General features: G+C 70.6%; 12 protein-coding genes. 9 read left to right on the top strand and 3 right to left on the bottom strand.

The features are described from left to right. Positions 1–87: 87 nt before the first annotated feature. Positions 88–1836 carry a proline--tRNA ligase gene (locus ACWEMY_RS08770; protein WP_452389491.1) on the bottom strand — a complete coding sequence of 583 codons (1749 nt, stop codon included), beginning with the start codon at positions 1834–1836 and terminating at the stop codon, positions 88–90. A 220-nt stretch (positions 1837–2056) separates the two neighbouring features. Here ACWEMY_RS08770 and ehuB point away from each other — a divergent pair, with 220 nt between their 5' ends. The 5 genes from ehuB to yaaA are packed head-to-tail and all read left to right on the top strand — an operon-like array spanning position 2057 to position 5860. Further along, positions 2057–2944: an ectoine/hydroxyectoine ABC transporter substrate-binding protein EhuB gene (ehuB, locus tag ACWEMY_RS08765; RefSeq protein WP_452389490.1), complete on the top strand. Its 888-nt coding sequence runs from the start codon at positions 2057–2059 to the stop codon at positions 2942–2944. Between the two features lie 4 nt (positions 2945–2948). After that, positions 2949–3668 (top strand): ectoine/hydroxyectoine ABC transporter permease subunit EhuC, encoded by a 720-nt coding sequence (gene ehuC, locus ACWEMY_RS08760; protein WP_452389497.1) that lies wholly within the window; start codon positions 2949–2951, stop codon positions 3666–3668. Continuing rightward, positions 3665–4312 carry an ectoine/hydroxyectoine ABC transporter permease subunit EhuD gene (gene ehuD / locus ACWEMY_RS08755; RefSeq protein ID WP_375929174.1) on the top strand — a complete coding sequence of 216 codons (648 nt, stop codon included), beginning with the start codon at positions 3665–3667 and terminating at the stop codon, positions 4310–4312. Before ehuC ends, ehuD begins: the two co-directional genes overlap by 4 nt. Positions 4313–4316: 4 nt before the next feature. After that, positions 4317–5072 (top strand): ectoine/hydroxyectoine ABC transporter ATP-binding protein EhuA, encoded by a 756-nt coding sequence (gene ehuA, locus ACWEMY_RS08750; protein ID WP_452389489.1) that lies wholly within the window; start codon positions 4317–4319, stop codon positions 5070–5072. 44 nt (positions 5073–5116) lie between these two features. Continuing rightward, positions 5117–5860, top strand: coding sequence for a peroxide stress protein YaaA (gene yaaA, locus ACWEMY_RS08745; RefSeq protein WP_375929176.1), 744 nt, complete (start codon positions 5117–5119; stop codon positions 5858–5860). On the opposite strand, the gene ACWEMY_RS08740 is transcribed toward yaaA, so the two are convergent. Then, a complete protein-coding gene (locus ACWEMY_RS08740; protein WP_452389488.1) occupies positions 5853–6521 on the bottom strand; it encodes a TetR/AcrR family transcriptional regulator in 669 nt (222 codons plus the stop codon). The two genes, yaaA and ACWEMY_RS08740, sit on opposite strands and share 8 nt — an antisense overlap. 89 nt (positions 6522–6610) lie before the next feature. Here ACWEMY_RS08740 and ACWEMY_RS08735 point away from each other — a divergent pair, with 89 nt between their 5' ends. The 4 genes from ACWEMY_RS08735 (at position 6611) to ACWEMY_RS08720 (ending at position 12149) form a co-directional block, all read left to right on the top strand. Beyond that, positions 6611–8395, top strand: a complete 1785-nt coding sequence (locus ACWEMY_RS08735; RefSeq protein ID WP_452389487.1) for an ABC transporter ATP-binding protein — start codon at positions 6611–6613, stop codon at positions 8393–8395. Continuing rightward, complete coding sequence (locus tag ACWEMY_RS08730; protein ID WP_452389486.1) at positions 8392–10101, top strand: ABC transporter ATP-binding protein; 1710 nt, start codon at positions 8392–8394, stop codon at positions 10099–10101. The genes ACWEMY_RS08735 and ACWEMY_RS08730 overlap by 4 nt, the downstream gene beginning before the upstream one ends. 246 nt (positions 10102–10347) lie before the next feature. After that, complete coding sequence (locus ACWEMY_RS08725) at positions 10348–11079, top strand: DUF7873 family protein (RefSeq protein WP_375929180.1); 732 nt, start codon at positions 10348–10350, stop codon at positions 11077–11079. Between the two features lie 425 nt (positions 11080–11504). Beyond that, complete coding sequence (locus tag ACWEMY_RS08720; protein ID WP_452389485.1) at positions 11505–12149, top strand: LysE family translocator; 645 nt, start codon at positions 11505–11507, stop codon at positions 12147–12149. A 10-nt stretch (positions 12150–12159) separates the two neighbouring features. Here ACWEMY_RS08720 and ACWEMY_RS08715 read toward each other — a convergent pair whose 3' ends face one another. Continuing rightward, positions 12160–12792: an HD domain-containing protein gene (locus ACWEMY_RS08715; protein WP_452389484.1), complete on the bottom strand. Its 633-nt coding sequence runs from the start codon at positions 12790–12792 to the stop codon at positions 12160–12162. Positions 12793–12801: the final 9 nt, after the last annotated feature.

Raw genomic sequence — 12801 nt, 5'->3', positions numbered from 1 at the left:
CGGCGGGGGCTGCCTGGTGCGCTTTGGCGCCGCTTGGGCTTTCCCGGGGCCGCTGGGGGGCGCCACCCGGGATCGGCCCGGGCGGACTCAGCCGCGGATCTTGGCGACGACGGCGGCGACCGCGTCGTCGGCCGGGATCTCCTCGGCCTCACCGGTGAAGCGGTTGCGCAGTTCGACCTTGCCGTCGGCCCAGCCGCGGCCGATCACCAGGATCCACGGCATGCCGAGCAGTTCGGCGTCCTTGAACTTCACGCCGGGCGAGGCGGTGCGGTCGTCGAAGAGGACCTCGAGGCCCTGCTTGTCGAGACCGGCGACGACCTGCTCGGCGCCCTCACGGGCGGCGGCGTCCTTGTTGGCGATGACGACGTGCACGTCGAACGGGGCGATCTCGGCGGGCCAGCGCAGGCCCTTGTCGTCGTGCTGCTGCTCGGCGATCACCGCGACCAGGCGCGACACACCGACACCGTAGGAGCCCATGGTGAGCCGGACCGGCTTGCCGTTCTCGCCGAGCACGTCGACGTCGAAGGCGTCGGTGTACTTGCGGCCGAGCTGGAAGATGTGGCCGATCTCGATGCCACGGGCGGCCACCAGCGGACCGGCGCCGTCGGGCGAGGGATCGCCGTCGCGGACCTCGGCGGCCTCGATGGTGCCGTCGGGGGTGAAGTCGCGCCCGGCGACCAGGCCGACGACGTGCTTGCCCTGGGTGTCGGCGCCGGTGATCCAGGCGGTGCCCTCGACGACGCGGGGGTCGACCAGGTAGCGGACACCGTTGGCCTGCAGCGCCTTCGGGCCGATATAGCCCTTCACCAGGAAGGGGTTGGCGGCGAAGTCGGCGTCGGTGAGCAGTTCCACCTCGGCGGGCTCGACGGAGGCCTCGAGACGCTTGTCGTCGACCTCGCGGTCACCGGGGACGCCGATGCCGAGGATCTCGGTCTTGCCGTCCGGGTGGCGCAGCTTGACCATCACGTTCTTGAGCGTGTCGGCCGCGGTGACGGTGCGGTCGAGCACCTTCGCCTCGTTGGCCCAGTCGACCAGGGTGGCGATGGTGGGGGTGTTCGGGGTGTCGTACTCGACCGCGGCGGGCTGTCCCTCGATCGGCAGCGCCGCGGGGGCGGGAGTGACCACGGCCTCCACATTGGCGGCGTAGCCGGACTCGAGGCAGGTGACGTAGGTGTCCTCGCCGACGGGGCTCTGCGCGAGGAATTCCTCGGAGGCGCTGCCGCCCATGGCGCCGGAGGTGGCGGCCACGATCACGTACTCGACCCCGAGCCGCTCGAAGATGCGCTGGTAGGCGGCGCGGTGGGTGGCGTAGCTGGTGGCCAGACCGTCGTCGTCGAGGTCGAAGGAGTAGGAGTCCTTCATCACGAACTCGCGGCCGCGCAGGATGCCGGCGCGGGGGCGCTCCTCGTCGCGGTACTTGGCCTGGATCTGGTACAGCGTGACCGGCAGATCCTTGTAGGAGTTGTACTCGCCCTTGACGGTGAGCGCGAAGAGCTCCTCGTGGGTGGGGCCGAGCAGGTAGTCGCCGCCCTTGCGGTCCTGCAGGCGGAACAGGGCGTCGCCATATTCGGTCCACCGGTTGGTGGTCTCGTAGGGCTCGCGCGGCAGCAGCGCGGGCAGGGAGATCTCCTGGGCGCCGGTGGCGTCCATCTCCTGGCGCACCACGTCCTCGATGCGGCGCAGGGTGCGCAGACCCAGCGGCAGCCACGAGTACACGCCGGGGGCCACCCGGCGGACGTAGCCGGCACGGACGAGCAGTTTGTGGCTGGGCACCTCGGCGTCGGCGGGATCGTCTCGCAGGGTGCGCAGGAACAGGCGGGAGAGGCGGGTGATCACGGGTGCACAGCGTAGTCCCTGGTCCGGGCGCACTCACAACGGATTACCGCCGAGGCGGCCGGACAGCACCGCCGGCCCGGAAATCTCTCTGGATTACCCATTTCGAGTCGATGCCAATCAGCGGATAACAAAACGATTACGACGACACAATTCCGGAATACCGGACATTTATGTTCGTGAACAAGAATATTTCACTCGAAATACTTGCGAGAGGTCCGATATGACCGTCACGAATTCTCTGCCGAAGCGCTGCGCGGCCGTGCTCGCCGGCGCGGCGCTGGTGGGCGCCGCACTGGTCGGCTGTACCAGGACCGAGGTCGCCGAGCCCGGGCAGCTCCTCGAGAGCCTGCGCGAAAAGGGCAGCATCACGGTGGGTTTCGCGGGTGAGGCACCGTACTCGTTCGAGGAGGGTGGGCAGCTCACCGGCGCCACCGTGGCCCTGCACCGGGAGATCTTCGGCGCGCTCGGCATCGAGACCGTCGACGGCGTGCAGACCGAATTCGGCGCGCTCATCCCCGGCCTGCAGGCCAACCGATTCGACGCGGTGAGCGCGGGCATGTCGATCCTGCCGAAACGCTGTCAGCAGGCGGCGTTCAGCGAACCGGAATTCATGTACACCACCGCGCTGATGGTGAAACCCGGCAATCCGCTGAATCTCACCGACATGCAGTCCATCCAGTCCAGTGGCGCGAAGATGGCCGCGATGACCGGGGCCATCGAGTCCGACTACGCCGCCGCCCTCGGCATCGGCGCCACCCAGGTCGCCACCCCGCAGGACGGCATGGACGCGGTCACCTCCGGACGCGCCGACGTGTTCGCCCTCACGGCCATCTCGCTGAACTGGCTGAAGAACCACAATCCGGACGCCGCCGTCGACGTGACCCCCTCGTTCGTGGCGGTGATCGACGGCAAACCGCAGGTCGGCGCGGGTGGCACGGTGTTCCGCACCAGCGATCCGGACCTGCTGGCCGCCTACAACGCGGAGCTGGCGAAGATCACCGCCGACAAGGACCGCTACCTCTCGATCGTCGGGAAGTTCGGCTTCACCGAACGCGAACTGCCGAAGCCGGAGTACACGACGGCCAAGCTGTGCGAGGGCGAGATCTGACCCCCTGATGAGCTCTCTCGACGCGCTGCGCGATGCCCTCCCCGCGCTGGGTGAGGGCATCGTGGTGACGCTGGAACTGACCGTCGGCGGCGCGCTGCTCGCGTTCGTGCTGGCACTGGCACTGGGCACCACCGCGCGGGTGCGCAACCGCGCCGCGCGCGGCGGCGCCCGGGTGCTGATCGAGTTCTTCCGCGGCACCTCGCTGCTGGTGCAGATCTTCTGGTTGTTCTATGTGCTGCCGCTGCTGGGCTTCAAGCTGGACCCGGTGTTCTGCGGCATCCTGGCCCTGGGCCTGAACTACGGCGCCTATGGCGCCGAGGTGGTGCGCGGGGCGCTGAACGCGGTGCCGCGCGCCCAGTTCGAGGCGGCGGTCGCGCTGAATTTCGGTCCGTGGCAGCGGATGCGGCGGGTGCTGTTCCCGCAGGCGTGGGCGTTGATGCTGCCCTCGCTGACCAATCTGCTGGTGCACCTGCTCAAGGCCACCGCGCTGGCCTCCTACATCACCCTGCACGACCTCACCTACGAGATCGGCCAGTTGCGCCGGACCACCGGCGAGACACTGTTCTCCTTCGGTGTCGGGCTGGTGATCTATTTCGTGCTCGCCTACGCGCTCACCCTGGGCATGAATCTGCTCGAGACCAGGGCCAAGACCAAGCTCGGCCGCGGGACCTCGATCAAAGAAGTGCTGCGACTGGCACCCGACGAGACGAAGGCGGCGCCGTGACCGCGCAATGGAGCTGGGAGCGGGCCCGCGAGGCGCTGCCCGTGCTGTGGGACGGATTCCGGATCACCCTGCTGGCCACCGTGCTCGGTTTCGCGCTGGCCGCGGTGCTGGGTCTGGTGATCGCGATGATCCGCCGGTCGCTGCCGCGCGCGATCGCGGCACCGGTGCACGCGGTGAGCGAGTTCGTCCGGCTCACACCGCTGGTGGTGCAACTGCTGTTCGCCTACACGCTGTTCACGCAGTTCTCGGCGTTGCAGATCGGGGTGGTGGTGCTGGGCATCCACTATTCGAGTTATCTGGCCGAGGTGTACCGGGCCGGGATCGAGGCGGTGCCGCCGGGGCAGTGGGAGGCGGCCAGGGCGCTGTCGCTGCCGCCGCTGCGCACCTGGCGCGCGGTGGTGCTGCCGCAGGCGATCCGGGCGAGCCTGCCCGCGCTGGGCACCAACGCGGTCTCGATGTTCAAGGACACGCCGTTCCTGTTCGCCATCTCGGTGGTCGAACTGGTCACCGCCGCACAGCAATTCGGTGCCCGCAACTTCGCCTACCTGGAGGCGATCACGCTGGCCGGCGTGTTCTTCCTGGTCGCCAGCTACCCGACCTCCGTGCTGATCAGAAGACTGGAGAAGCGACTTGCCTACTACTGACGAGATGATCCGATTCGATCAGGTGGTCAAACGCTTCGGCGGCCTCACGGTGCTCGACCACCTCGATTTCAGCGTCCGGCGCGGCGAGAAGGTGACGCTGATCGGGCCCTCGGGCTCGGGCAAGACCACCATCCTGCGTCTGCTCATGACACTGGAGAAGATCACCGACGGCGTGATCTGGGTCGACGGCGCCCCACTCACCCACACCGAGCGGCGCGGAAAGCTGGTGCCCGCCACCGAGAAACAACTGCGCGCCGCGCGCACCAAGATCGGCATGGTGTTCCAGCAGTTCAACCTGTTCCCGAACATGACGGTGCTCGAGAACATCACCGAGGCGCCGATCCACGTGCTGGGCACGCCGAAGGCCGAGGCCCGCGCACGGGCCGAGCACCTGCTCGAGGTGGTCGGCCTGGCCGACAAGGCGCACGAGCATCCCACCCGGCTCTCGGGCGGGCAGCAGCAGCGGGTGGCCATCGCGCGCTGCTGTGCGATGGACCCGAAGGTCATGCTGCTCGACGAGGTGACCTCGGCGCTGGACCCGGAACTGGTCGGCGATGTGCTCGACGTGCTGCGCACCATCGCCGAGACCACCGACATCACCATGCTCATCGTCACCCACGAGATGCGCTTCGCCCGGGAGGTCTCCGACCGGGTGCTGATGTTCGACGGCGGGCGCATCGTCGAGCAGGGCCCGCCCGAGCAGATCTTCGGCTCCCCCACCAACGAGCGCACCCGCAAGTTCCTCGACGCGGTGCGCTGACCCGCGCCCCGGCGGCGCGCGGCCGCGCATTACCGTTGTCCCTCGTGCTGGTGCTGCTGCCTCCCTCCGAAACCAAATCCGACGGCGGATCGGGCGCGCCGCTGGACCTGGACGATCTGGCGATGCCGCAGCTCGGCGCGGTCCGCGACAAGCTGATCACCGAGGTCGTCCAGCTCGCCGCCGACCCGGCCGCGGCCGCGAAGGTGCTCGGTCTGGGCAAGGGCGCCGACGCGGAGATCGCACGCAATGCCGCCCTGCGCGTCTCCCCCACCCGGCCCGCGCTCGAGCGCTACACCGGCGTGCTCTACGACGCGCTGGACGCACGGTCGTTCACCAAGGCGCAGCGAGCCAAGGCGTACGCGCGGCTCGGTATCGGCTCGGCACTGTTCGGCGCGGTGCGCGCGAGCGATCCGATCCCGGCCTATCGGCTCTCCGGCGGGTCCAAACTGCCCGGCCTGCCGACGCTGTCGGCGGTGTGGCGTGAGGTCCTGCCCGACGCGCTCTACGCCGAGGCCGCGGGCGAGCTCGTCGTCGATCTGCGCTCGGGCACCTATCAGCAGCTCGGCCGGGTGCCCGGCGCCGTCACCGCCAATGTGCTCACCGAACACCCCGACGGCTCACGCACCGTGGTGAGCCACTTCAACAAGCATCACAAGGGACTGCTGGCCCGCGCCCTGGTACTGACCCGGGCCGAGCCCACCGATGTCCGCGGGGTGGCGCGGGTGGCGGACAAGGCCGGGTTGCGCACCGAGATCGCCTCGCCCACCGAACTTCTCATCCTCACCTAGACGCGTAGCCGGCCAGCAGCCCGGCGACGATGGCGGGCAGCCCGGCGCGGTGGGTGTCGCGGATGCCCAGTTCGGTCCAGCGATCGGCGACGGCCGCGATGTGCGGATACCTGCCCGTCGCCAGTTCGGCGACGGCCGCGTCGTCGTAGACCGGGGCGGCGCGTTCGCGACGCCGGGCGCTGTTCACCTGGATGATCAGGCTGCCGACGATGTAGCTCCAGATGGCCCGGTAGACGGCCACGCCCTGCTCCGGCGTGCAGCCTGCGTCGACGGCGGCGCCGATCATCTCGTCGACGAACCACAGTGCGGCCGGGGCGAACAGGTCGCCGGTGGTGAGCACCTCGACGATCCAGGCCCGCTCGGCGAGCAGCTCGTAGAGCAGCAGCGCGACCGCGGTGAGGCGCTCGCGCGGGTCGGCGGGCAGTTCCGGCCGGGAGATCTGCTCGGCGTGTTTCTCCAGGACGAGCAGCAGTAGCTGATCCTTGTCGCGCACATGGTGATACAGCGCCATCGGCGCGCTGTCGAGCTCGCTCGCGAGCCTGCGCATGGACAACTTCTCCGGACCTTCGGCCGCCAGGATGCGGTCGGCCGCGGCGATGATCGCCGCCACCGTCAGGCGCGGCGGCCTGCCGCCTTTCGCGCGGGGTTGCTGTGCGGGCATCCGGTCATCCTTCCCTTTCCGATCCGGAGAACTCGAGCTATGGTTATCGTACGCGTACGAAAACGGTCGCGTTCGACGCAGGGAGAGCGATGGAAACCCTCGACACACCGATCTCGGCAGCCGCACCGGCCGGGCTGCTGCGACCACACCTGGCCGGGTTCACGGCAGTGGTGCTGTTGCAGGTCCTCGGCGCGGTCGCCGGGCTGGCCCCGCTGCTCGCGGTGGTGGAACTGGGCCGGGTCCTGTTGTCGCCCGGCCCGATCGACCACGGACACCTCTGGCTGGTCGTCGCGGTGGGCGCGGCCGGGCTGCTGGTCCGGTTGCTGGCCACCGCGGCGTCCTCGGGGATCGGGCACCTGCTCGACACCCGCGTGCAGCTGACCTTCCGGCGGCGCCTGGCGCAGCGGCTGGGCACGGTGCCGATCGGCTGGTTCGCCCGGCGGCGCACCGGCGAGCTGGCGAAGGTCGTCGGCGACGACGTCGCCGCGGTGCACCCGTTCATCGCCCACGCCCCCGGCGAGCTGGTCGCGGCGTTCGTGGTGCCGCTGGTCTCGCTGATCTACCTGCTCGGTATCGACTGGCGGCTCACGCTGATCACCCTGATCCCGGTGGCGCTGGCCATCGCCTTCGTCCCGCTCATGATGACCCCCGCGCGGCTGCGCGAACAGGCCGAATTCGACACCTCGATGGGCCGGATCGCCGACGCGGTGGTGGAGTTCGTCGAGGGCATCGCGGTGGTCAAGGCCTTCGGCGGCACCGGGCGCGCCCATCACCGGTTCCGCACCTCGGTGGACCGCTTCGTGCTGAGCTTCGCGCGCATGGTGCGCGGCCTGGCCGGACCCGCGGCTGCCATGCAGGTGGCGTTGTCGCCGCCGTTCGTGCTGCTGGTGGTCCTGGTGGGCGGTGCCGTCCTGATCACCGGCGGCTCGCTGGCCCCGGCGGATCTGCTGCCGTTCCTGCTGCTCGGACTCGGCCTGACCGCCCCGGTGGCGGCGCTGGGCCACGGCTTCGACGATCTCCAGGCCGCGCGCCGCGCGGTCGCGCGAATCCAGGAGGTGCTCGCCGTGGCACCGCTGCCCGAACCCGCGCACCCGGTCACCCCGGACGGTCACCGGGTGGAACTGCGCGATGTCCGCTTCGGTTACGACGCGGAGCACGAGGTGCTGCGCGGGGTCGATCTGGTCCTCGAACCCGGCACGGTGACCGCGCTCGTCGGCCCCTCCGGCAGCGGGAAATCCACTCTCGTACAACTGTTGCCGAGATTCTTCGACCCCTCGCACGGCAGCGTGCTGCTCGGCGGGGTCGATCTGCGGGAGCTGGGCAGCGCGGCCCTCTACGAGCGGGTCTCGTTCGTCTTCCAGGACACCACGCTGCTGCGCGCCTCGATCGCGGACAACATCGCGCTGGCCGCGCCCCGGGCGGGCCGGGACGAGGTGGTCCGCGCGGCCCGGCTGGCCAACATCCACGACCGGATCCTGGAACTGCCCCAGGGCTACGAGACGGTGCTCGGCGCGGGCACCGAGCTGTCCGGCGGTGAGGCGCAACGTGTCTCGCTGGCGCGGGCCCTGCTCGCCGACCGGCCGGTGCTGGTCCTGGACGAGGCCACCTCCTTCGCCGACCCGCAGACCGAACTCGGTGTGCGCCGGACGCTGGCCGCGCTGACCGGGCGGACCGTGCTGGTCATCGCGCATCGCCTCGAGACCATCGCCGACGCCGACACCGTGGCCGTCCTCGACGACGGCGTGATCGTCGAGCGCGGCCGGCCCGCCGACCTGCTGACGGCCGGCGGCCGGTTCGCCGCCGTCTGGCAAGCCCACCGCGCGGCGATCGCCGACGGTTCCGCCGACGACCCGCGAGGAGTCGATCTCCGATGATCCGGATGCTGTTGCGCGTGCTCGGTCCCGAGTACGCCCCACCCGTACGCCGCACGGTGGCCCTGATGACGATCACCGCCGTTGTGGAGGGCCTGTCCTACGCCCTGCTGGTGCCGATCCTCGCGGCCCTGTTCGGCCCCACGCCCGCCGAGGTCCGGCCCTGGCTGATCGCCTTCGGCGCCGCGGTCGCGGTCTACGCGGTGCTGCGCTACCTCAGCGACCGCGCCGGATTCCGGGTCGGCACCACGCTGCTGACCGGGATGTATCACCGGCTGGGCGAGCACCTGGGCCGGCTGCCGCTGGGCTGGTACAGCACCAGCCGGATCGGCGAGGTCTCGGTGTCGGCCAGCCGCGGCGTGCTGGACGCGATGGGTGTGCTCGCGCATCTGCTCGCCCCGTTCATCGGCGCCGCAGTCACCCCGGCCACGATCGTGCTGGTGCTGCTGGCCTACGACTGGCGTCTGGGCCTGGCCGCGCTGCTCGCCGCGCCACTGGTGGCGCTGATCTTCGTGCGGGCGGGCGCGGCGACCGCGGCCACCGATCGCGAACGGGCCGAACGCGATCACGAGGCCACCGCGCGCATCATCGAATACCTGCGGGCCCAGCCGGTCCTGCGGGCGGCCGGGCGCACCGGCGAGCGCTTCGATGTCCTCGACGACGCCCTGCGTGACATCGGCCGCGCGGCCCGGCGCTCCACCGTGGCGGCGCTGCCGGGCGTGGTGGGTCTGGCGCTGGCCGTGCAGGCGGCCTTCACCGTGCTGCTGGCGCTGGGCACCTATCTCGCGCTCGGCGGTGCGATCTCCCCGGCGGAGGTGCTGGCCGTGCTCGTGCTGGCGGCCCGCTGTGCCGACCCGCTGCTCGCGCTGGCGGACATGGGCGGCAAGTTGCGGGCCGCGCGCGGTGAGCTGACCCGGCTGGACGCGGTGCTGCGCACCGAACCGCTCCCCGAACCCGCCACACCGATCCGGCCGACCTGCCACGATCTGCGCTTCGAGGACGTCACCTTCCGGCACGGCGACCGCACCGTCGTCGACGAGCTGTCGCTGTCGATACCCGCCGGGCAGCGCGTCGCCGTCGTCGGGCCCTCCGGCGCGGGCAAGAGCACCCTGCTGCAACTGCTCGCGCGCTTCCACGACGTGGACGCGGGTGCGGTCCGCGTGGGCGGGGTGGACGTGCGCTCGATCGGCACCGAGGACCTGATGGCCCGCATCGCACTGGTCTTCCAGGATGTCTACCTGTTCGACGGCACCATCGAGGACAACGTGCGCCTCGGCCGTCCCGACGCGAGCGAGACCGAGGTGCGGGCCGCGGCGAGCGCCGCGCGTCTGGACGAGGTGATCGAGCGGCTGCCCGGTGGCTGGTCGGCGCAGGTCGGCGAGGGCGGCGCGCTGCTGTCCGGCGGTGAGCGCCAGCGCGTCTCGATCGCCCGTGCCCTGCTGAAGAACGCGCCCATCGTGCTGCTCGACGAGGTGACCTCGGCGCTGGACCCGGTCAACGAGGCCGCCGTCCAGCACGGCATCGAGCAACTCGCCGCGGGCCGCACGGTCGTGGCGGTGGCGCATCGGCTGCGCACCGCGCAGCGGGCCGACCACGTCGTGTTCCTCGACGGCGGCCGCATCGCCGAACAGGGCGGCCACGAGGAATTGCTGGCCCGGGGCGGGCGCTACGCGGAGTTCTGGAACATCGCCATGACCCCGGCCCGTTAGGCGCCCGCGCGCACCGGCGAGACCAGCTGCAGCAGATTGCCGCAACAGAATCTGCCCGCCTACGCGCGGAGATCGCCGGGTGACGCCCCGCGTGTCGGCCCGGCGGCCCGCGGATATCGGGATGCGGACCCGTCCGCGCATCGGCTAGAGTTGCCGACGCGGCCGAGGGGGAACAGATCACGAGCCGCTCGGGAACCATTCGTGCACAACGGCGTCGGGCCGTGCGCTGCACCGGGGAGGTGTGACATGACGAAGTTGAACCAGATCATCGCGGTCGAGAAGGGCGTCAAGACCGGCGCGGCCCGCGAGCTCGCGGACAAGCAGTCGCTGCTGGGCAAGCCCACGCTGCTGGCCGGGCTGGCGCGGACGTATCAGCCCAAGGACGAGGAGGGCGAGCAGCTGCCGCCGGAGTCCACCCGCGTGCAGGTGAAGTCCGAGCAGGTGCTGCGCGACACCGCGGCCACCCTCACCCGCCTGTTCGACGTGACCGCCACCAAGGACTGGGCCAACTGCGAGGCCAAGGCGGACGTGACCGTCGACGGCACCACCCTGCTGTCCGCGGTGCCGGTGTCGTATCTGCTGTTCCTGGACAAGCAGCTCACCGACCTGCTCGCCTTCGTCGCCCGCCTGCCGGTGCTCGACGCCGCGGAGAGCTGGTCGTTCGACGACTCCTCCGACACCTGGCGCACCGACGCCGTGCGCACCATCCGGACCAGGAAGGTGCCGCGCAACCACGTCAAGGCCGAGGCCACCGACAAGCACCCCGCGCAGGTCGAGGTGTACTACGAGGACATCGCGGTCGGCTACTGGACCACGGTCAAGTTCTCCGGCGCGCTGCCCGCCCGCCGCGTCAACGAGCTGTCCGCCCGCATCGACAAGTTGCGGCGCGCGGTGCAGTTCGCCCGCGAGGAGGCCAACGGCGCCGAGATCGCCGACCGCCGGGTCGGCGAGGTCGTCTTCGACTACCTGTTCGGCTGACCCCACAGACTCCCCTGCTGAGCACAGGGGAATGCGCGCGAGCGCAACACGCTCAGACTGAAGTTCAGCCTGAATCACACGGTGACAGTGCGGGTTCGAGTCCCGCCCCCGGCACAGGCCGGGGTAGCCCAAATGGCAGAGGCAGCCGTGCCGAATCTCAGACTCTCGCTCCAGTACGAGTATCCGCCATCCATCACCGCCCGGCGAGGAGAGGACGCCCGACGACGAACTGCCGGTTCGACTCCGGCCCTTGCAGCCAGTGCGAGGTGGTCCAATGGAACGACGCGTCGTGACAGACTGATCCGCTCCCGCACGCGCGGTGTGCGCATCGGATGGCAACCAGGGACCCGGGGTCTGGCTACGGCCCCGGGTTCCCCCAGGTATTCCCTTGGCAGCACGGGGGCAGCCCGATAATGTCGGGTGACATGGTGTCCTGGGGTCAGCTGATGTCGTTCGCGGGTCTGGCGTTCCTGATCGTCCTCGCGCCGGGGCCCAGTGTCTTGTTCACCATCAGCCGGGCGCTCACCACCGGGCGCCGTTCGGCACTGCTGACCGTGGTCGCCAACTCGGGCGGGGTGTACGCGCAGGTCGTCGCCGTGGCCTTCGGCTTGGGTGCGCTGGTGGTGGCCTCCGCGACGGCCTTCACCGTGATCAAGCTCGTCGGCGCGGGCTATCTGGTCTATCTCGGCGTCCAGGCGATCCGGCATCGCGGCAGCCTGTGGGAGTCGTTCCAGGCCGGGACTCCGCCGACTACCCGGGGGACCGTGGGGGTGCTGCGCGACGGGTTCGTCGTCGGGTTCGCCAATCCGAAGACCATCGTGTTCCTGGCGGCGCTGCTGCCCCAGTTCGTCGACCCGGCGCGCGGGGGCGTGCCGCAGCAGATGCTCGTCCTCGGGCTGTGCATCCCCGCCTTCGGCCTGATCCTCGACACGCTGTGGGCGCTGGCGGCCGGATCGGCGCGGACGTGGTTCGCGCGGTCGCCGCGCAGGCTCGCCGCGGTCGGTGGGTCGGGCGGGCTGGTCATGATCGGCCTGGGTGCCTCGCTGGCCCTGACCGGACGCACGGATTGAGCCGGGCGTCTCAGCCGGTGACGGCGGTGAGATCGGTGAGCTCGGCCGAGAGGTTCGCGCGCGCCTGCTCTTCGTAACGGTCGAAAGCCAGGTCGGTACGGAACAGGCGGGGCTGGCGGATCAGATTGCGCAGCACCGCGGCCCGGCCCGCCCGGAACAGGTCGTCGGGGACGTGGGCGTATTCGGCACGCACCGCGACGGCGTAGGCGGTGTAGTCCTCACGGGTACCGCCGAGCACGGACAGGTCGGCGTCGCAGAGCACGGCGCCGTTGGTGTCGCCCGCCTCGGGATCGTGACCGCGGGTGAGCACGACCAGCCGCACCACCTCGTCCACCAGTTCCGGTGCCGCGCCGAGCGATTCGAGGACATCACGGCCCAGATCGGCGCTGCGTTCCTCGTTGTCGGCCCGGTCGACGGCGTAGATCGCGTCGTGGAAGAACGCCGCGTACCGCACGGCGTCGGGATCGCTTGCGGCAGCGGCCAGCTCGTCGACGGCGGTGAGCACGGCGCTCAGGTGCGCGCGGGTGTGATATCGCCGGTGCGGCTCGGCGTAGCGGGCGATGATCCCGGCCCCGACAGCCGCGGCGTCGGGGCCGGCCAGCGAGGTCCAGCGGTCCAGCAGATCCAGCGACGGCAACGACATAGGCTCCAG

Source organism: Nocardia sp. NPDC004415 (genome assembly GCF_053602435.1).
Note: the sequence above shows the minus strand (reverse complement) of the source record. Positions and strands in the feature narration are given on the sequence as shown.

Bases quoted from the DNA above. Each gene is read 5' to 3' on its own strand.
- ACWEMY_RS08725 (WP_375929180.1), top strand. From the start codon at position 10,348: ATGACGAAGTTGAACCAGATCATCGCGGTCGAGAAGGGCGTCAAGACC.
- ACWEMY_RS08715 (WP_452389484.1), bottom strand. From the start codon at position 12,792: ATGTCGTTGCCGTCGCTGGATCTGCTGGACCGCTGGACCTCGCTGGCC.
- ACWEMY_RS08730 (WP_452389486.1), top strand. From the start codon at position 8,392: ATGATCCGGATGCTGTTGCGCGTGCTCGGTCCCGAGTACGCCCCACCC.
- ACWEMY_RS08735 (WP_452389487.1), top strand. From the start codon at position 6,611: ATGGAAACCCTCGACACACCGATCTCGGCAGCCGCACCGGCCGGGCTG.
- ACWEMY_RS08740 (WP_452389488.1), bottom strand. From the start codon at position 6,521: ATGCCCGCACAGCAACCCCGCGCGAAAGGCGGCAGGCCGCCGCGCCTG.
- ehuA (WP_452389489.1), top strand. From the start codon at position 4,317: ATGATCCGATTCGATCAGGTGGTCAAACGCTTCGGCGGCCTCACGGTG.
- ACWEMY_RS08720 (WP_452389485.1), top strand. From the start codon at position 11,505: ATGGTGTCCTGGGGTCAGCTGATGTCGTTCGCGGGTCTGGCGTTCCTG.
- ehuB (WP_452389490.1), top strand. From the start codon at position 2,057: ATGACCGTCACGAATTCTCTGCCGAAGCGCTGCGCGGCCGTGCTCGCC.